At 56.5% G+C, this 19,984-nt stretch carries 15 protein-coding genes and 1 pseudogene; 3 read left to right on the top strand and 13 right to left on the bottom strand.

Going from position 1 to position 19,984, the window contains the following annotated elements; all coding sequences use genetic code 11:
- Window positions 1-304: 304 nt before the first annotated feature.
- Entirely contained in the window at window positions 305-1,366 is a 1,062-nt protein-coding gene (locus tag YA0848_RS10240) for a PDDEXK nuclease domain-containing protein (protein ID WP_169903481.1), read from the top strand.
- A gap of 105 nt (window positions 1,367-1,471) precedes the next feature.
- Here YA0848_RS10240 and YA0848_RS10235 read toward each other — a convergent pair whose 3' ends face one another.
- The 5 genes from YA0848_RS10235 to YA0848_RS10215 form a co-directional block, all read right to left on the bottom strand.
- Window positions 1,472-1,744: a hypothetical protein gene (locus YA0848_RS10235; protein ID WP_040265475.1), complete on the bottom strand. Its 273-nt coding sequence runs from the start codon at window positions 1,742-1,744 to the stop codon at window positions 1,472-1,474.
- Window positions 1,741-2,721, bottom strand: coding sequence for an integrase domain-containing protein (locus YA0848_RS10230; RefSeq protein WP_169903480.1), 981 nt, complete (start codon window positions 2,719-2,721; stop codon window positions 1,741-1,743). Before YA0848_RS10230 ends, YA0848_RS10235 begins: the two co-directional genes overlap by 4 nt.
- Window positions 2,699-3,058, bottom strand: a complete 360-nt coding sequence (locus YA0848_RS10225; protein WP_047283869.1) for a hypothetical protein — start codon at window positions 3,056-3,058, stop codon at window positions 2,699-2,701. Before YA0848_RS10225 ends, YA0848_RS10230 begins: the two co-directional genes overlap by 23 nt.
- Entirely contained in the window at window positions 3,042-4,409 is a 1,368-nt protein-coding gene (locus YA0848_RS10220) for a YfjI family protein (protein ID WP_169903479.1), read from the bottom strand. The genes YA0848_RS10225 and YA0848_RS10220 overlap by 17 nt, the downstream gene beginning before the upstream one ends.
- A 1,004-nt stretch (window positions 4,410-5,413) precedes the next feature.
- On the bottom strand, window positions 5,414-5,890 hold the full coding sequence (locus YA0848_RS10215; RefSeq protein ID WP_082036740.1) for a BRO-N domain-containing protein: 477 nt from the start codon (window positions 5,888-5,890) through the stop codon (window positions 5,414-5,416).
- Window positions 5,891-6,243: 353 nt separating this feature from the next.
- Between YA0848_RS10215 and YA0848_RS10210 the strand changes: the two genes are divergently transcribed.
- Complete coding sequence (locus tag YA0848_RS10210; protein ID WP_169903478.1) at window positions 6,244-6,561, top strand: transcriptional regulator; 318 nt, start codon at window positions 6,244-6,246, stop codon at window positions 6,559-6,561.
- A complete protein-coding gene (locus tag YA0848_RS10205; protein WP_040265466.1) occupies window positions 6,551-6,835 on the top strand; it encodes a helix-turn-helix domain-containing protein in 285 nt (94 codons plus the stop codon). The genes YA0848_RS10210 and YA0848_RS10205 overlap by 11 nt, the downstream gene beginning before the upstream one ends.
- Before the next feature lie 33 nt (window positions 6,836-6,868).
- Here the strand turns inward: YA0848_RS10205 and YA0848_RS10200 are convergent, their stop codons facing one another.
- The 8 genes and pseudogenes from YA0848_RS10200 to YA0848_RS10165 all read right to left on the bottom strand — a co-directional run.
- Window positions 6,869-8,125 (bottom strand): integrase domain-containing protein, encoded by a 1,257-nt coding sequence (locus YA0848_RS10200; protein ID WP_169903477.1) that lies wholly within the window; start codon window positions 8,123-8,125, stop codon window positions 6,869-6,871.
- A 515-nt stretch (window positions 8,126-8,640) separates the two neighbouring features.
- A complete protein-coding gene (locus YA0848_RS10195; RefSeq protein ID WP_050587255.1) occupies window positions 8,641-9,981 on the bottom strand; it encodes a hypothetical protein in 1,341 nt (446 codons plus the stop codon).
- Window positions 9,982-10,098: 117 nt separating this feature from the next.
- The gene (locus YA0848_RS10190) at window positions 10,099-11,679 is read right to left on the bottom strand and encodes a hypothetical protein (protein ID WP_032904186.1); all 1,581 of its coding nucleotides are present in this window, start codon (window positions 11,677-11,679) and stop codon (window positions 10,099-10,101) included.
- Window positions 11,672-16,642 carry an AAA domain-containing protein gene (locus tag YA0848_RS10185; RefSeq protein ID WP_032904187.1) on the bottom strand — a complete coding sequence of 1,657 codons (4,971 nt, stop codon included), beginning with the start codon at window positions 16,640-16,642 and terminating at the stop codon, window positions 11,672-11,674. Before YA0848_RS10185 ends, YA0848_RS10190 begins: the two co-directional genes overlap by 8 nt.
- Before the next feature lie 330 nt (window positions 16,643-16,972).
- Window positions 16,973-17,601, bottom strand: a pseudogene (locus tag YA0848_RS10180) (recombinase family protein).
- A 286-nt stretch (window positions 17,602-17,887) separates the two neighbouring features.
- The gene (locus tag YA0848_RS10175; protein ID WP_032904188.1) at window positions 17,888-18,295 is read right to left on the bottom strand and encodes a hypothetical protein; all 408 of its coding nucleotides are present in this window, start codon (window positions 18,293-18,295) and stop codon (window positions 17,888-17,890) included.
- Between the two features lie 35 nt (window positions 18,296-18,330).
- Window positions 18,331-18,792, bottom strand: coding sequence for a hypothetical protein (locus YA0848_RS10170; RefSeq protein WP_032904189.1), 462 nt, complete (start codon window positions 18,790-18,792; stop codon window positions 18,331-18,333).
- A gap of 211 nt (window positions 18,793-19,003) precedes the next feature.
- Window positions 19,004-19,984, bottom strand: a 981-nt coding sequence (locus tag YA0848_RS10165; RefSeq protein WP_198731264.1) for a DinB/UmuC family translesion DNA polymerase, incomplete at its 5' end; no start/stop codon positions are given.

Below are 19,984 nucleotides of genomic sequence, written 5' to 3'. Positions count from 1 at the left end.
AACTGGAATACCGCAAGACGTTGGATTGAGTAATATGTTTCGGATCCATTTCTTGCAGAGGACGGCCAAAAGCAGCAATCGCTCTCTGCCGCGGTCTGAAGATGGTTAGAGTGTGCTTTACGCGGACGACAGTGTTATCGGATGGCTACATAATCCACTTTCCGCCCCTGACAGGGATGGATAGTCTATCGACTCAAGCAAATCTTCAGCGTCTATCAGTCGACGCGTTACCGAACGTTTGGAAAAGATCGAGATGGCAGCAGACACCGTGAAGGGAGGGCCAAGACAGCCACGAGGGGAAGGTATGAGCAACGTCCCCGTTAGCCTCACCCCGCCCCCAGAAGGCTATGGCGACTGGCTGACCGATCTCAAAAGTCGTATTCACGCTGCTCAGCAGCGATCAACGCTGGCCGTAAACCGTGAACTGGTGCTGCTCTATTGGCAGATTGGCCGTGACATCCTATCTCGGCAAGCTGAGCAAGGCTGGGGCGCCAAGGTGATCGAGCGGTTGGCGCATGATTTACGCGCCGCATTTCCGGACATGAAGGGCTTCTCACGCGCCAACCTCATGTATATGCGCGCCTTTGCCGAAGCGTGGCCGGATGCCGCAATTGTCCAACAGGCTGTTGGACAATTGCCGTGGGGGCATAATCTGGTACTGCTGACCCGGCTGAAAGACACGCAGCAACGCCTGGCCTATGCTCACGGTGCGATTGCGCACGGTTGGTCACGTAATGTATTGAATATCCACATCGAAACCCGGCTGTTGGAGCGCAGTGGCACGGCGGTAACGAATTTCGATGTGAGCTTGCCCAAACCGCAGTCCGATCTGGCTCGCGAGTCGCTGAAAGATCCGTATCGCTTTGACTTTCTTGGTCTGAGCAATGAAGCGCACGAGCGCGATATCGAACGCTCGCTGGTCAAGCACGTTACAGAGTTTTTGTTGGAATTGGGCGCAGGCTTTGCGTTCGTTGGACGACAGGTACTGCTGGATGTGGGAGGCGACGAGTTCTTCATCGACTTGTTGTTCTATCACCTCAGGCTGCGTTGTTATGTGGTGATCGAGCTCAAGGCCGGCAAGTTCAAGCCCGAGCACTTGGGGCAGCTTGGATTTTATATGACCGCTGTGGATCGACAGGTCAAAAACGAACACGACAATCCCACCATTGGCCTGTTGTTGTGCAAGAGCAAAAACAAAGTAGTGGCTGAATATGCCCTAGGTGATAAGAGCCAGCCGATGGGCATTGCTGAGTTCAAACTGCTCGAATCCTTGCCGATCGATCTGCAGTCCAGCCTACCGAGTATTGAACAGATTGAGCGTGAGTTGACCGATATTGATCCCGCTACGGAAGGCGAGTTTGGCTAATTGAAGTGGGCTTTCCGATTTGGAGCGCACCGCGTGCAGAATTCAGCTTGGTCCTTAGCACAGCGGCAGGGTCGGCGTTGTTTAGCAGAAAAAACAGGTGCGATTTCAAAACAAAACCCAGCTCCGGCCTAGTCTTTTCATAATTAGGTATGCGGTGAGTCGGTAGTAATAACAAGTGGTGCCAGAGCGATCTTTGAGGTGTTGAGCTAGAAACCAGCGCAGATGTTTCAACTGCCAGGTCCAGGGATTGTCTAGGTGCCACCGCTGTTGAATGGCCGCCTGCATGATTTGGGCTTGCCGTAGGTGGCGCAGCTGAGTGGTTTTCGAACCGGTCAGGGCTCCGCTCAAAAAAAGCGTCATATCGAAGGGCTTGGTCATGTCCGACCTCCTATATAAGCCGAAACAACATCGACCCGGTTATGCCCCAGCTCAACGCTGACCTGCTGCCGTGCCTGTTGATCAAGCCGGTAATCAACGCGATTGCAGCGACCTCCGTTGATTGGTGCGGCGTGCCCCGTGAACTGCTCGTAACGCTCGCAAGCGTAGGCCGCGCGTAATTCGTGAAACCCCTTCAGCCCATGTTCCTGCAGTACTTCACGCGCAGGTCGCACGGTCTGTTGTAAGAACATTGCGTAGCTTTCGTCTCGCGAGAGCAAGTGACGACTGCCTTTCGGCGACGTCTCGCGCGCGAACTGCAGCGCCGCCTTCACCTCTTTATCCGCCATGATCCAGCGTGGCGCCGAAGCTCCCGCCCGGCCACCTTTAGTACCGTCTTGGATATTGATGCGACCTAAACGCTCAGCCTCACGCTGCAAGCGCGGCAGGTTCGCGAGGATCGCTTCGCGCAGACGCATGCCTGTCGCTCGTGCCAGATAGACAATCGCAGCAACCCGGTGATGTTGATGCTCACAAAGGGCGTCAATCACTCGCCTGACCTGCTGGTGATCTTGGCCATCCGGTACTCGGGTGCGTACGTTTGATCGCAGCATACCCAGCGCTTTGCTCGGGCTGGCGATTTTCACGTACTGATCACCGCGTAGCGCGGCGAGGGTGCGGTTGACGCTACTCAGGCGGTTTTGCGCAGTGGCGATGCAGATTTCACCTTTCCGAATTTGCTGACGCAGATGCGCGGCGTAGCTGTGCAGGGTGCTGCGATCGATCTGGCGAGCATCGTTGTAACCAGGGCCTTGCGCCGATCGACACCACTTCACAAACGCCTGCCAGCGATCACTGTGTGCTTTGACCGTGGCGAAGTGGCCGCCGGCAAACATATCTTTCAGCGCTTGTGGGCCGGCATAGCTGAGCTGGCGGCCGTAGCCAAAGTTGCGTCCATCACGCCGGCCGACCAATGCCATTGGCGTCACCGTTTTCGTGGTCTTGCAGAAAGCGCAGGACGGCTTTCCAGTGGGGGCCGATCTTGTCCATCTGTTGCCAGTGTGAGGGACGAATCAGCAGGGCATTTTTCTTTTGCTGCAATTGGGCTCCGTCTTCGCGCAACTGCTGGATCAACAGGCTGACGACGTCGGGCTCCAGGTCTGGTGTGGCGACCACGGCGACAGCGGCGACAAGCTGAGGGGGAGCGGCGGTTGAGGCTGGCGACATGGCGGCGACGGACGTGGCGACGCATCGCAGTGCGGGACGTGTTGGATGTTGCGCCTGATACCGACGCACGGCGTCATTGAGGCGGAACATGGCGTACCTCGAAGGTCCTTGCATCACGGCAATCCAGCCAGTTATGCAGGATCAGTTCGGTCAGCAGCGTAGCGGTGTGATGGCTGCTTTTGCGGGCAAAGCGGGGGCCGTTGCGGTTCAGGTCGCGGATGGTGAAGCGGGTCCAGCCTTTTTGCGTCAGCCAGCGCAACAGTCTATCCGCTTCCTCGCGTACCGTGTTGATGGGCTCTTGTTCGGTCAGTCGCTGGATCTCGGCCAGGTAGTAATCCATCAGGGTCGAGGCGCGCTGTATATGGGCTTCGTCGATCACGTTTGCGTCTTCGATCACGGCCAGCACGCCGGCGATACGCAGCACATTGGCCGCTGCTTTGCCGGCGACGGATTGAATACCGGCCAGCTCGCCGAACTCGCCTGACTGGCATTCGATAGTGTCGTGAATATCAATCCAGGCGGTACGAGCGTTGGGCGTCAATTCAAGCTGGGCCGGGTTGAGCGAACCGTCTTTATGCAGCGGCCACGGTTTTTCCAGCAGAGTGCTGATGCGTTTCTGATAGCGTTGAATCCTGGCATCTCGCGTGAGGTCGACGGCTTTGTACAGGCGTCGCCCCACCAGGCGTTCGGGCCAACTGATCAAGCAGCGACCGAGGATGCCTTGGCCACTGATCATTCGGTCGGTGAGTAGCTGATTGGCCAGATAAGGTTGCAGCATCAGGTGCAGGCTGAGGCGACGGTCATAGGCCCGCAGGCTTTCCCCGGGCATGGCGCGCGCTCGGTCTATGGGGCTGCCATCCCAAAGTGACGACAGGGTGGTAATGGCCTTGAGTTGGTTCTCTTTGCTCATGGTGCTACCGCCCAGGAACTGTCCACCTTCATCGTTGAACAGCCCCATGCTGGGCAGTCCAAGACACAGGTTTTTGATCAGCGCCTCGATGGTGGGCTCGGCTGATATCAGCCGGGGAGGCATGGGTTCAGGCAGCCCTTGGGTTTCGGCTTTTTTGTGCAGAGCGGCGCGATAGGCTTTCAGGCGCTGTGCGTACAGCGACCATTGCCGTCGCTCCCATTCTCGTGCGGCTGTCAGCGCCAGTTGATCCACCGCGCTTTTGCGATCACCGGACAAGGCGACCGTCAGCAGGTACAGCGACAACGGATAGACGCGCCCATCCAGATGCACATTGGCATGGGTTTGGCTCACCAGCGCGGCGCTGGCCAACACCGATTGCGCGGCCATGGCGCAGGGCACGCCGATAACGTCGGACATGCGCTCCACGGCTGGACCCATTAGCTGTCCCAATGCGTCGACAGGATACGTCAGCGGCGTCGGTCGGTATTCCAACAACGGGCGAGGCAGGTCGAGCGTTTCGCACAATTGCATTGCCTTTCTCCCAGTGCGTTGCAATTCCCTCACACTTCCCGCCAGGGTGGTTGAGTGTTATCAGGGATCAAGGCCCCTGCAGCCTGTGAGGGTTGCCCTCTGACGCGGGACGGACGGCTCCTTACGGCCGGGAGCTTGGGCATCTCATGATCTGGCCTCCTGAGCACTTCGCTTGAAGTGGGCGGGTGGAGGCTGCGTTGGCTGACGAGACCAGCGCCGCGAGATCCAGAGTTATAGGCAGACAGCAATGTGATGACCGGGGCATGCCTGACTGTCAGTCGGGTGCAACCCTTTGCGTGGGCTGCGGCACCATCCTCTGCATTGCTGTAGCCAGTGACATCGAGGTTTGTCACGCCGATTGTCACTGGGACAAAAGCCGCAATGGGTCGTGCGGCAAGGGCTGCGGCAGCGGTATCGATGCCCGTCTCTTTCCAGAGAAAAGAGACGGGCACGGGTTGCCGCAATTGCACTGTGGATAAGTTGGCTTCGATCACGTAGGACGTGACTGCGCGCCTTATCGGAAGCGAGCGCGCATGGGCATGGACCACCACGGTGTGGCGTAGCCTTGAAGGTCCAGGCTACCTGGGCGTGCTGTCGAGAACAGCGGGTTACGTCTCAGATTTAGCGCATGGCCGGCGGGTGGTCAACTATGGGCGCGATGAGGCTTTTCGTTGGTATACGCATATGGACGATTGTGACCTTTCATGGATGAGGCGCCGTTCGTCGGATTTTTAATGTGAGCCCCTGAGGACGGGAAGGCGAAGCCTTCCTGCCCTCAGGGGCTTGGCTGGAAAAGCTTAAGGTTAAGGCCGGTGGTGGCGACTGTCGCCGCTTTGTCGCCGCTCGCGAGGCCGTTAAAGGTGTGGGTTGTCGCCGCTGTCGCCATGGAAGGAGAGAGGCTGATGATCCCAGCCTGATGTGCCCTTTCGCTGCATGGTGAGATACGTGCCATTGCGTCCTAAGTCAATGGCACTGCTTTGCAAGCTAAACCGCAATAGATCACTTCAATGTCCAAGCCCGTAGGCATGCTCGACTGATGGCATCAGCACGGGCATATCCCGCCATTGCACCCAGGCATTATTTTGCCAATGCAAAAGACTCACTGAAAGCCCCGCCCACTGTAGCGTGGTGAGTGTTGGTCCATGCTCCGCTGTGGAGTTCGCAGTTTTTCGCAAGGCAGGAATCACCTCATGCGTCAGCCATTGTCTGAGGTTGCGATTTTCAGGGATGTGGTGATAGATCATGAGGGCATACACACCGGATTCGCTCACCATCAACGTTTCCTGAATTTTTCCGTGGTAATTGAGCCGCAGAAAACGATGCTGGTCAGTGTCGAGCTTGCGAATGAGGCGCTCATTCAGGGGATAGCCCATGAGCCGACCGAGGTCGACAACGCTAAACCAAGCTTGAGAATCCAGTATCAATGCATGGATAAAACGATTGTTACGCGTGAACCGCGTTGGTTCGAAATGCTCGTTCATTTTGAGTCGTCCACTAGTGGTGATGACACCGCCCCCTGACGCCAATCAGGGTGGGCGGAACCGTATGGGTTGGCGTACCGGCTAGTTGGACCCCGGCGCATCCGAAGATGCCCACATACGGCCCCGCCCATAACAGGCAGCCACATGCAGGACACGAAAAAGCCGCGACAGCGGCTTTTGTGTCTTCCGAACCAGACAGGACGCCAATCCTGTATCGCTAATGAGTAGCGATGAATAAACCTTACTGCTTGATGTCTGCAAGAGCAAGGTCTTGGAAGCGATGGTGCTCGGCACTGTAAGCATCCGACCAGCGAACCTTGCACCACTATACGGCCTTGCCGTATATTTTTGTCATGTACACGATCATCGAAACCGAGATATTCAAGCGTTACGCCGAATCAATCTGGCGTGATGACGAGCGCCAGGAATTCATCACTTGGTTGGCGGCAAACCCGCTGGCGGGTGATGTGATTCCTGGCTGCGGTGGGTTGCGGAAGGTACGCTGGTCGCGTGGTGGGATGGGCAAGCGTGGCGGTACGCGGGTCATCTACTACAACGCACTTTCCGAGGGCAATATCTGGCTGCTGATCGCTTACACCAAGGCGAAGTTCGACAACCTGCCGACAGCCTTCCTGAAACAATTGAAAGAGGAAATCAGTAATGGACCATGAAATGGAAAGTTTTCAGAAAGACTTGCTGGCTTCGGTACGTCAAATGAAGGCTGGCAAGGCCGCACGCACAAACGAGGTTAAGCTTTCGGCTGCGGCTGAGGCTCGGGCCAAAGTCGGCGTGTCTCAAAGTGCATTTGCGGAGCTACTGGGCGTCAGCCTGCGCACGCTGCAGGATTGGGAGCAAGGTCGTCGGCGACCTGCCGGTGCGGCACAAACCCTCTTGCGGGTTGCCAGCCAGCACCCGGAAGCGTTGCGAGACCTCCAGGTCATCTGACGCCCAGCTACAACCACCAGGGGCGGTTATCCATCAACGAATCGGTACGACGTTCCCGCTTCGGTCGCCGTGGATAGCCGTCACCGACAAATTGCCTGTCGCGGCTTTTTGGATGTACTCGCTCCACCAAACCATCATCGGACGTCTTCGCTCGATGTAGTCCGCTCGGTTGTACGCGCTTCGGACTTCGTCTTTATCAACGTGGGCGAGGGCGACTTCGATCAATTCCGGGTCCCATCCATGTTCGTTGAGGATGGTACTGGCCATTGATCGCAGGCCGTGGCTGACCAATCGATCCTGAAAACCCATGCGTTTGAGCGCCATGTTCGCGGTCTGGCTGTTGGCGTGGGTGCGTGGATTTCTGTCGGCCGGAAACACGTGTTCACGGTGGCCGCTGTGGGGTTTGAGTGTCTCCAGCACGGCGAGCGCCTGGTCACTCAGCGGGACTAGATGTGCACGGCGTTTTTTCATGCGCTCCGGCGGAATCATCCAGATGCGTTTGTCGAAGTCGATCTCTGCCCAGGTCGTTCCGGCTGCCTCGGCTGGGCGGGTCATGGTGTGCAGTTGCCATTCGATCAGGCAGCGGGTGACGCGTTTGATGCTGGCGTTGGCAATCGCCACCATGAGTTCGGGCAGCTCTTCGGGGGCAAGTGCCGCCATGTTTTGTTTAACCGGTTTCTTGAAAGCAGCCCGAATGCCGCTGAGTGGGTTGGCGAAGATCAGCCCACAATTGACGCCGTAGGCCATGATCTCGTTGAGGCGCTGGGAAAGTCGCTTCACCGTCTCCAGGCTGCCTTTGGCTTCGATGGGACGAAGGAGCTTGATGACCATGGGGGCGGTGATATCTGCGAGGGGGGTGGCTTTGAGACTTGGGAAAATATGCAGGGTGAGCGAGCGCCAGATGTCTTCTGCGTAGGCCGGGGTGACGGAATGTTTTTTCAACTCGAACCAGGCAGTGGCCACTTTTTCGAATGTGTGTTCGGTCTTCGCCAGCTTGGCTTGCCTGAGCTCATCGCGGTGAGCCTTGGGGTCAATGCCTAGCGCCAGTAGTTCACGTGCTTCTTGAGCTTTCTTTCTGGCGTTCGCCAACGAGAGAGCCGGGTAAGGGCCCAGCGCCATATTGAGGCGGTTTTTGGTTACCGGCTCGCGATAGTTGAAATTCCATAGCATCGAGCCACTGGCTCTGACCCTGAGCTGAAGGCCGTCGCCGTCAGTGAGAACGAAGTCTTTTCCTGTGGCCTTGACTGCCTTGAGTTGGCGGTCTGATAGGCGGGCTGCATTGGTAGTCATGAGAGCTTCCTCTGACCGTTTTGGTATCCCAAAAATAGCATCGGTGGGCTTGGGATACCAAATGGGATACCAAAACGCCTGGAACTCAAAAAGCCTCTACGGAAGCCAATGGCCCTGAAACCCTTGATTTCACTGGATTTCAGGCACAAAAAAAGACGTCCGTGGACGTCTTTAGTTGATCAAATGGTGGAGCCGGGGGGATCTTATAAATCATCATAACCTACTGTTTAATAGCCATTTTATTTGAGGTTTCTTTGGAAGTGCCCCCATATGTGCCCCCGGGAGCTTTAGTCCGACGAACGGTTTATAGGGAGTTGAACTGGCGTCCTGAGTTCACTCATACTCAGGCAGCAATAGTTCGCCGAACACTGGATGTCAGCACGGTTTGATCGCCTAACGGGCGTGAATTTCCGCGGCATGACAGGCAGCTATCGGCTATGGATTCAATCGGTCGACGCAACCCGTCGTTAACGTACTCGGCAGGAGTCGAAAAGCCCAGAGTTCTCTAGGGCAATCTACCCTCTAGTAACCTCTACCGTTCTCTCGCGAGCTCGCTTGAGTTGCGCTGCGATGAATTCGCCATTGCACTCGGCCACTAACTGATCAAGCTCCTGCTCAGGTAGCACTCCTAAGCGATCAACCTGACTGAGGAATCGGCCATACATAGTGGAGCCGGGCAGGTCTGCATTGGTATCCGCAGGCATTCTGATGATGCGTTTCACATCCGTGGGCGTGAGGTTATCGAAGAGAGGAATGATCAACTTCTCGATAACATCGTTTGAAGTGTGCCAGCTGCGCGTCTCCGAAAGCAGCTGGAGTGCCCGTTCTTTCGCCAACTCGCCTAAGTCATGTTCCTGTATTGCGACAGCGAGACGTTCGGTCTCCAAGGAATGAATTCGCTGGTTCGCTACGGTAGCAAACGCGGGATGTCTCCCCACCGCCAAGGCCGGCATTACTTCAGCTTCGGCCCCACTACGGAGGAATTCATTCAGCCGAACACGAGCAGCATCGTCAGTCAAACCGGCCATCTCAGGTGTCGTCGCTACCAGTCGGGCAACGCCTGGCAATCCTTGGTCTTCCACCTGTCTAATCAGCGTGCTCAACTGCTGGGAGATCCTTGGTTCAGCAGTCGCTCGGTGAGAATTGAGCAGCACCGACAGCACAGCACCGACTTGGATTTTCCCAGCCACAGGACTTTCTGGCTGAGCAAATCCGAAGATGAGCGAGTCAACCAGACCACGAATGAGAGCTTCGGACGGGTTCGCCAATGGGGTCTGGCGCAGGGCGATTGATGCTTGATGGTAATCCGTCGGGAAATAGTCAGAGGCGACTGTAGTAAGTAGTTCGGCGATAGCGGCGCGCCCCTGGATCGGCGGCTGTGACAACACGTGCTCTACCGCATTACGAAGGTGAAGGCGAGCAAGCTCGGCATTTGGCCGATGGGGAATCCCGGCAGACTGAAATGAAGGATGTGCGCATTGGTGCCGATCTTCGCGAAGGCGCTGAAGGTCACGCATCTGCTGGTGGTCAAAGAAGCCTAGCTCCGTCCCACAAGTACTGATAATCGTACGCTCAAATTCCAAGGCGTTTTTCACACCTTGGTCATTACCTGCATTGATCTGGTCGATGTAGGTCTCATAACGACTATTGATGCGCTGTGCTTTTGCATCGCCTGCAAGGGCGAGATCACGAATTTTATCAACCAAGTCGAATACGATTGCAATCCAGACGTTAACAATGGTCGACCTGTACGCGCCGGCCTTGTAGCACCGAATTGACTCTGAAACATAGTCCCTCGAACGCTCCGCTCGGCACTTGAGAACCAGAGTGTCCAAATCAGCTAAGGAGTCGGTCATGCATGAGCTCTCCATTTTTGGGCGCGCATTCGTTGCCCGCGTTACGAAAATCGAGGATATCGCAAGGTCAGAAAAAACAGAGGAGGGGCCAGATTTATTTGTAGGGGCCAGCTGCTGTTAGCTCGGCAACTCTCCGCCCGCTCCGTCATTCTGTTTTGCTTGAGCTCGACGCTCCAAACTGGCCTTGCCTAAGGACAGAACAGGCTTGCGGTTGGCTTCGCAGAAATTCGAATGGCAGTCTCCGAGGATCTCCTCGACGGTCAAACCGGCGTCTGTCCAAGCCAAAACAGGCTTACCTCTGCTTTTCACCAGATTGTCCAAGTAGGTTTCAATCTTGGTGATCCGGTCCTTGTCGATGGTGATATAGCCGATCGGCACCGTAATGGCGCTCTCAACATCCGGCTGAACGTGGTACTGCACGACGGCGAGTTGGCCGGGAACCAAGAAGATCTCCACCTGCGTCTGCAGGTCGTTACCCTCGTACGCTATGCCATTCGGCAACCTTGTGTGGAAGCTCTGCTTCAGAGTTCCGAGGTCTTCCTTGCCTTCAAAAGGCATGATCGCAGCGATGATCCCACGCCCCTTTCGGTCCTCAGTCAGGCGCTTGGCGACTTCATTGCCGAACTCGTTTAGCAGGTACCCGTTTGCCCCCCAGAACGGAGCGGAACTGGAAAGCCAGTAGGCGCGATGATCTTCCCCTGGTTTCCAATTGGCGGAGAGGTCGTCAAGCATGCGATCGAGGGTTATTTTATTGTTTAGGCTGAAAATCGGCCCGATTAAGGAACGCGTCGTAGGACTACCATACCCCGTCTTGCGGTTGGCGTGATCGATAAGCCAGCGGTTGAGATCCAGACCTCGCTCATCAATGTATTTGTCCAGAACATGGTCGTCGAACAGTGTGCAGTAGCGTATGAGGCTCATGCCTTTGGAAGGCATTTTCACGCTGTTGAGGTAGTCAGAAATCTTCGCCTCGACCTCCATCGATAGCGGCCGCTGGCGTGCCCCGCTGACCCTCTCGGCAACCTTCTTCAGCACCTCGACGTCACCTTCTTTAGTGGGACGCAGCCAGATCTCCAGATCTATGGGAATCTGTACGAATCGGCCGGTACTGCAGCCGCCCACCTTGTACAGGCGGGTGTTCTTAATCTCATGCTCCTGGCGGCGGGAATGGTCCAAGAACGCCCGGTACTGGCGGCCGAAGGCTTCGGTGATGGCTTCTGGTCCCGGGCTCTGGTTTTCGGCCGGAATGGGGAGTTGGCGCAGTCCGAAGCGACTGCGGTTGTACGAACTGGACGGCATGATCGAAACCGTCAATGCCTCAAAAACGACAGTTTCCGTGCGTTCTTCGTACTTGGTGAGCCTGGGCGGAATCTCGGGATCACCTTTGGTTCGGTCCATGAGAATGCTGGAAGGCGCCAGCAAACCTTCATTAGTATAGGCGGCCAGCTTGTTCCTGAGCAGTGTCTCGATCAGTACCTCACACTCCCGCTTGCTCAGGCCGAAGTACTCCTGGATCTCGCCGGGGAGTACCTCCTGAAGGGCGATGAGAAGCCGACAAGTGAACTCTTCAATTGCTGGCAGCGGGACTTCCTGCGTCCAAGCGCAGTTGATGTGGTAGCTGTAGGCTGGGATCAGCAGCGAAATCGTGTTGCACAGGCGCACGCCGCTGGGGTCAACAATTTCCATATCATCAAGCATGTTTGGCGGCCTCAATCACGGTGGTTCCGTCCACAAATTCGTAGTTTTCGTTGCCTGCGGCGCTCTTCTCGCTGATGAATGCCAAGACCTCGGAGAGGGAGGAGTTCGCGTTTGAACTCTCCCACATGTGCTTGGAGCCGATAACTACAAGGCGTTCTTGGGCACGGGACAACGCGACGTTGATCCGCGAGGCTTCGACCAAAAAGCCTTGCTTCCCTTCCGGGTTGTTCCTCACCAGAGACAGAATGATGATCGTGTTCTCCTGCCCTTGGTAGGCGTCCACCGTCTCGATCTTGATGAGATCCCGGATGGGGGCGGCCCACTCGGCCCTGGACAGTTCGTTCTCAAGCAGCTGCTTCTGCGCCCGGTACATGACGATGATGCCGATCGGGAATGGCTGTTTTTCCGTCTTCTTCGCACGGAGGCTTTCCAGCGACTCAGACCGGGCCAACTGTCTAAGAATGTCCCTGCATACCTCATATTCATGCCGGTTGGTCACCATCCCCTTGCCATCGTTGTCTTCATCAACAGCCCGAGCCCCACTGCCGCTGTCGATCCAGGTGACTGGCTTGTTCAGGGGGTAAGGAAGATCCTCGCACCATTCGGGGGCCTTCTTGCGGTGGCTCTGGAGCTGATCCTTGTAGAAGCAATGGGAGATGATGTCGCCAATCGGCTCGATCATCCGGTACTGCGTATCCAGGGTGAGGCCATCGTTGACGATGAATGCTCGTTCGAAATCGGTTTTTCTCACCTCGGCTTCGGTGATACCGAGCATTCTGGCAACGTGCCGGACATGCGCTTGCTCATAGAACGGGGGCAACTGGCAGTGGTCCCCTACTAGCAAGACCCGTTTTGCACACTGCAGAGCAATCATGAGTTCAGAAGCCTGCGCTCGCCCGGCTTCGTCGACGATGACCCAGTCGAATTCCTGCTCTTCCAGGCTCAGCCACTTGGCGCCCATGCCCACTAAGGTACCGGCGACCAACTGACTCGATTTAACGAAGAACCGATCGAAGCTTGACGACGCTGACGCGAGAACGTCAATCCAGTCCTTGCTGATACCTATGAGCTGGTTCAGTCGGCGAATGGCAATCTGGTTGGTCACCCCACGGCGCATCGCGATGTGGTTCGTGAGTTCCGACCAGTACGAGGGATCCGTGACTTCCGGCAAGTCGAAATCGTATCCCCGAGTCTCGATGTTGAGCTGAATGTGCTCTTTAGACGACGCTAGGATTTGCTTCAGCTGATCGACATGAGCCTGCCGTTCAGGGCTTAACTCTCGACCATCGCTCAGTTCGTTGATGCTACCCAGCAACACGGCGATGTTCGATAGCAGCGGGCTAATGCTGCGGTGGAGCTTGGCGACCTCATCGACGAACCCTTGGTCCACCATGAGACGGCCAGCCAGCGCGTTGATACGATTTTCGTATTCACGCTGGAACTTGTAGCGCATCTTGCTCTGAATGGAGCTGGAGTGGCATTGCAGCAGCTTCTCATCAATCTGGTGCTCGCGACCCAAGCGAACTAGGCTGAGCGGAGTATCTAGCTCCTGACACAACTCCTTGGCCTTGATGGTCACGGTATCCACTGACGTGTGAGATTGCCCCACCAGCAGGATGTTATTGGCAAGCTTGTTCTCGAACAGATAGTGAATAAGCTTGCTGACAAATGCCGTCTTGCCAGTGCCGGGTGGTCCCTGCAGTACGGAGATGGGCGACTGACTGATCACCCGCTGGAATGCCTGGATCTGCTTTGAATTAAGCACCTCGTCCGAGCCGTTCCGACGATCGTACCGGGCGCGGATTGCCGCTTCGTCTGGCACCTCGTGCGTTATGGCGGCGCGCACATCTCCTTCTTCATTGAAGTACCCTGGCAGGCTGTGAATTCTAGAGTTGCCGGACAACACCCGGTCCAGGGCTTTCTGCCGGCGGAACCGAGATGCGTGACTCCGCTTGGATTCAAGGAACAGGTCAGATCCCTCGCTGACCCGCTTTTTGAAGGAGGAAAGGGACTCACCCCGAGGCTTGACCGCCAAGGTTTCGTCCGTAGTCTCTTCGGGTATTACCCAGCCGAATGCCTGAATCTCATCACCCAGGTAAACGCCAATTTCCTCAATATCATCTGCAGGAAATTCCAGTTCGTTGCCGGCCTTGAGCATACAGGGAATCAGCCAGCCGCCCGACTTGCTCTCAACGATGTCAGCGCTGCACAACTCCAGTTTTTGACGCTGCTCCCCTTCTGTTTCCAGAAGGGCCCGCCAGATCTGGTGGGGATTGATCGTCTGCTCAATGCTCTCATCCAGGAGAGCTTCGCGTTCCTCAGCGCCCTCTTTGGGCTCAAACATCTCAACGAGAAGGTCGAGAACCACATCCTGGTTCATCAAGAATTCGATAAACGAGTTGGGTTTATCACCTGCCATGACGCCGCGTTCGATAGTGATGGGGGTGGTGAAGCTGCATTGCGATCGCTGACCGTCACTGGCGTAGTCGCCTAGCCCTGAATCCTTGACCCAAGCTGTCGTGATAACCCTGGCCTCGGGATCGAGCTTGAGCCGCAATGTCTTCTCGTGGGCTGTGATGGTGAAGAACAGTAGCCTTGGATTGTCATTCGCCCGTTGGACAGACAGATGATATTCAGCCCCCTCCTTCTGCAGCAGGGTCGGTTTTTCTGAGAGTTGCGCGAATGGGTGGATCAGACGCAACGCAGGCTGTGCTGCCTTCGGCGGCGTAATCTGGCGATCCAGGTCGCTTTTCAGGGCCGCCCGAAGCAGTGCCAGATCAACTGGAACGCGATCGGGTAGAGCTGCTGCGGCTTGGAGCTCCATCGCCAGCTCCGGAGAAATATTTTCGACAAATAGCTCCTCCACCATGCGGTAGACGGCAAACCTGTCGCGCCCGAAACCGTCGGTCGCTGTTGGGTTAGCCGGGCCATACTCCACGTTGTAGGGATCGCTGGTGTCGCCGTAGTCCAAAGCGTCGATCAGCAGCATGTCGATGGTTTGGCCATCCTTCCCGTCTCCGCTGCGAACCAGGATATTGTCGGGGTGAAGGTCGCCATGCGCGAAGTTGCTGGTATGGACATGGATAGCGAGATCGCAAAGTGCGAGAGCACTTTTCAGTTTTTGCTCTGGCGTAGCGAGTGTTGTCGCGTACTCTCGCCAAGTGATGCCATCTTCGTAGCGGGTAACTATGAAGAGCCCGGCGCCCTCGCCGAACAGGCCGTATTGAACAACAGTCGAAATGGGGAGCTTGGCTTCGACGGCCTTCTCAATTCTCCGCCGCATGCGTAGCAAGCGCCGGTTGGAAGCGGGATTCTGGAGGTCGATGCGGGCATGTTGCCAAAGCTTCAGCAAACATTGCTCGCCATTGACTAGGCAGCGATAGCTAATCTTCTCTCCAAAGAAGGAGACCTGCTCGCCCTGTACAGGGGGGAAAACTCCCTGAAGAGTGAATGGGTTGAGCTCCCTATTTATGAAGCCGCCCGCGCTCAGCGCTTGGATAACCTCTGCTGTATCATCGTAAGAGCGATCATCGCCGATGGAGATCGCATTGAATTCCGCGAGCATGTCGGCGGCATTCGCGAATCGGTTCTGGTACTCCAGGTCCATCGCCTTTTCGAAGAATGCATTGAGCTTGCCGTCGAACGGATCGTTCTCAACCGGCTTCCAGATCGAAATGCCTTCCTCCTCAGCCAGTTTCTGGTCAGGGAAGCAGATCTTGTGGGCAACGAGAGCCAGCAGATAAACGTCCTTGGCGAACGGGTTCACCGGCTCCCCTTCTCCACCATAAACGTCTTCCGGAATCAGGGTTGAAGAGCTTCTCAGAAGGGTACTCAGTTCCTTCACAGTACCCTTTTCGGGAATGAATGCAGCGTGGTAGCCACTGGTGAGGATGTAGGCGCTATCTTCGGAGTACCACAAGTTCTGCGGCTGGATATCCCGATGGGCGCTGCCCAAGCTGTGCAGTTCCGCAAATGGTGCCAGCAACGCCCGGACGATATCCAGCTTTCGATCTGGACTCCATTTGTGCGAGTTGAGGGTTATGAACTCGCTCAGCCGGCGCGTGTTCTGTTTGACTTCATACATCGCCACACAATCGACGGCGATGTTGTCGTCGTCGGGGGCATCCAGAGGACGCAGCATGTACTGCTGCAGTAGGCTATTAGTCGCTGAGGCATTGTTGTAAAGATAGTTTTCCCGGCTTATCACCTTCTTCCAGATGTTGTCTTCGCGGTTAAGGATGCCCAAGATATCCAAGTCCCACCGCCGGATCATAGCTCGCCGGACGCGAGATTCTTCATGCGTGGCGGGGTACTCCGCGAATAGCTTGAGCTCGTGCTGGTGATCAGGGGTTTCGGCAGCCTCGTATCCCTTGACCTTGAATTTGGCCAGTTCGACGCGACGACCGCGGAAGAAGCCATCAAAGTATTTCAGATTGTCAGCATGATTCGGTCGCTGGCGTCCGATGCCATCGAACCTGAGACTGACTTTCTGCACTATGGCGTCGTAAACAGCGCTGTCACTGATCTTCAGGAAATCATCCAGCCTGTGGACGTAGAGCTGTTCGCTGGATGGCAGATGATCAGGGGTCGCCTCCCCGCAGAGCACCACATGAGCCTCAACGAACGGCACGTAACCGAGGTCGTGCGATAGGTGTGTTTGGAGAATGTTCTTGAGGCGGAGGGCCTGGTCTCGCTTGGTGTGGTAGGGGCTCTTCGAGCGGTACTTTCCGTCGATGTACCAGTTGCCGTCGTAGGATGTCAGCTTGCCGCGCCAGTTCTTCAGCTCGATAACCAGAACGCGATCGTGGGTGACGATGATGAGGTCGAATTCCATCGACCCCTGCTGGTCCATCATCAGGACGGAGGCATAAGCGTGCCATGAATCCCGAAGCTCCGACTCCATGCGGCTTAGCGCCTTTGTTTCGCTGCTGTGCAGTCCGCTGCCTTTGACGATTACCTTCATGCTTCTCCCTTTCCTTTATAGGGCAGGCCGGAGTGCTGAATCAGCGGGCTCTGGCCTCTTGTATTATGTGCACGGTGGCATTTCGCCAAGCTATAGGTCATTGAGGGATATGGCAAATGGATATCAGACGCCTGTTTCTGAGTTGGGAATGTTTCTGCCAGGCTAATAACGTCCTAAGCCGGCCCGGCTTTCGTGAACGCTAGACGACCTCAGTTGGCCAACATTAGCCTGTCGCGACTATCTCCTATGGAACGAAGGGCCACGTCCGTCCCGTTAAGCCATAAACTACCGAAGTGGCAGCTGGAAGCCTTGCACTCAGCTATCTCGCCTTTAGGAAAGAGATCCGCCTTGGCTCCGATCCCGAATCTTAAGCACGGTGGTTGTTGAGCAGTTGGCGTGTAGTGCCGTTGCCCTGACTCCAAGTCCGGCGGCGAGCAACTCACTAACGCGGGCGTGAAGGGATACGTCAACCGGACGGCCCTGATACTTCCCTTGGATCTTAGCTTTTTCAATCCCTTGAGCTTGCCGGGCCCGTCGCTGTTCGTAATCCTTGCGGGCAATGGCGGCCATCATGTCGAGCATCATGTTGTTGATTGCCCCGAGCATACGGACGGTGAACTCATAGCCCGTGGTGTCGCGCATACCTTGGTGACTGGTTGGAAGATCGAGAGCCACGATTCTTAGCCCCTTCCCGTCGATGGATGCCTTGAGCTTCGCCCAGTCACCAGCCGGCAGGCGGGACAGTCGATCGATACTTTCCACCAGCAGAACATCCCCGCTGCGGGAATCGGCCAATAGGCGCAGCAACTCGGTACGATCAGCTTGGGTTCCCGGTGCGTTCTCGATGTAGTGCGCGGCAATGACCTTGCTGTGGTCAGTGGCGAACTGCTCCAGAGCGAACGGGCGCGAGCGGCATCCTGCTCGGCGGTGCTGGCTCGAAGGTAGGCGCGAACGAACATGCTTGATCCCCTATGCGGGCCGTTTCAATTTGGGTGTTTCAAGATCAATGTTTCATTTTGGGTGTTACTTATCCGGTGATAAGAATGCACTTGGTGTTATCTGCCAGCATCACCTGATGCATACCTCTAAAAACGCTAGCGTAGATTGATTACTTTTTGGTCTGCGATGGGCCGGAGTCGTTGCCGTAGCGGAGGTCCGTTGGCAACGCGACGGTGATTTTGGAAGTTAACGCCATCTCGAGCATGAGCCTGTTGCCGCAGTGGAGGTCAAACGGCAACGGTAGCTTCACCGTTTGTCGCTCCTGAGCCCGAAACAGATGCAGTAGGTTCCGGGTACGGCCATGACGACGCAGACGATTGGCCCCACGCCCACGATTTGCCCCCAGAGGCTTTTCAGCAGCGGATAAGCGAAGAACACCGCTGCCGCTTCTGCCGGTTGCATGGTGGCCAGTCTGCCGAGGATGGCGGCACTCATTCCGGAAAGAAGTAGCAGCATGCAGCCTGTTACCGCCAATACTGGTCGGAGTCGGGATTGTGGATTGTGACGATAGCCAGAAGCTGGGACGTCCAGTGGCAATGGAATCTGCCGGACGAGCCTGCTGCGCCCAATGCGTGCGTCGAGGGTCAGGGCCAGCCAAGAAATTCCGATGGCGAATGTGAGGATGAAGCTAACAACCAGTGCAAGTGGCGACATGATCAAACTCCTCTGAGTGCTGTGGCGACTGCCCGTTAGTCGAAACCGAAGGACGAAAAACTGTCTCCGAAGCTGCTTATGCCGTGATCAAACGACAGGCTGTCAGTCATCGTGTCCGTGCCGAATGCGTTACCCATGACATCGAAACAGCTGTCGAGCATGGGCATTCCGTTGGCGGGATTGAGCCAGAAGGTTTCCATGGGTTCGAAGTGGGTCGATGAGAAAGCTGAGAAAGTATCCTCGGCTTGGGTCTGGCCTACCGGGTCAAATGAATCAGCCCAGTTAGTGTGATCCTGCAGGATGCTGTCGAACGACGTACTCGTGTCCCCATCTTCCAGCGAATCGACCTGATACCACCAACGTTCCTGGCGAATACCAAGGCCGTCATGCACCACGACCGCTTTTCCCTGGCTGGGATAGATGACCGTGGTGAATGCCGCTTTTTCTGGCCGGACGACAGAGGTGATGAGATTGGCAATGTGCGTAAACAGGTTCATGGCTAGCTCCTCGGTTTAGTTGGTTTCAGCATCTCCTGAACCCCAAATAACCCAAGGCATGGGTAAGATCGCATACCGCCTTGGAGACGGATCATCTATTGCAAGCTCGGGTGCGTAGAGGGGCACAAGCACGGCCCGGATCAGCAATCCATTACCGCAGCCAGGCCCTTTCCCTTCCAGGAGAAGCAGCACAGCAGGCGCGCGATGCCGGCTACCGCGCGGATACTCGCCACAATTGATCTACTCGCGTCGTGAAACTCTGGCTCATCAGCTCGCGACGCATGCTCCAGGCGGGGGCTGCTGGTACCACACCAGGTCGCAACGTTCCCCGTCCCCATTTGGCGTTGATCGAATCAAGCACGGCCATCACCTTCTCCGAATTAGCTGGCTGACTGGAGGCGAACAGGTCGTCGGTGAATTCACCGCGCCCGCACAGATCCATCAGCAGCACTTCCGCTTTTGAGAAAGCGAAACCTGGGCGATACAGCTTGTCGAGGCCGGCAAGCGCGGCCTGGGTGATCAGTCGAGTGTCGTCGGTGGGGTAGGGCAGCTCGCACAGCATGCCCTTGGTGAATTTAGGCTCGTCCGGATTGAACATACCGGTGCGGATGCTGACCCGTACTCGCTTGCAAACCGAGCCCTGAGCACGCAATTTCTCGCAGGCCCGAGCGGCATAGCTGGCGACCGCCTCGCGGATGGGTGCCAAGTCGTGCAGCCGTTGCCCAAACATGCGGCTGCAGCAGATCTCCTGCTTGGGCGGTGCCACGCTGTCCAGCTCCAGACAGGGCGTCCCGCGAAGCTCGCGTGCGGTTTTTTCCAGCACCACACTGAATTTTTTCCGCAGGGTCCAGGTGTCCGCCTCGGCCAGCTGCCAGGCCGTGCGTATGCCCATCTCGCCTAGGCGCTCTGTGAGCCGTCGCCCCACACCCCAGACCTCATTTACGGCCACAGCCCTCAGCAGCTTGTCCCGGCGTTGTGGGTCAGTGATATCCACCACGCCTCCGGTCTGCTTCTGCCAGCGTTTTGCCGCGAAATTGGCGAGCTTCGCCAGTGTTTTGGTGGGTGCGATGCCGACCCCGGTGGGAATGCCCGTGGCGGCGAGCACTTGAGCACGGATCTCTCGGCCCATGCGCACCAGATCGGTTTGGATGCCCGTGAGCTCCGCGAAGGCCTCGTCGATGTAAAGGAAAGA

It is taken from the genome of Pseudomonas sp. S4_EA_1b (genome assembly GCF_016307435.1).
Taxonomy (GTDB): Bacteria; Pseudomonadota; Gammaproteobacteria; order Pseudomonadales; family Pseudomonadaceae; genus Aquipseudomonas; species Aquipseudomonas rhodesiae.
Note: the sequence above shows the minus strand (reverse complement) of the source record. Positions and strands in the feature narration are given on the sequence as shown.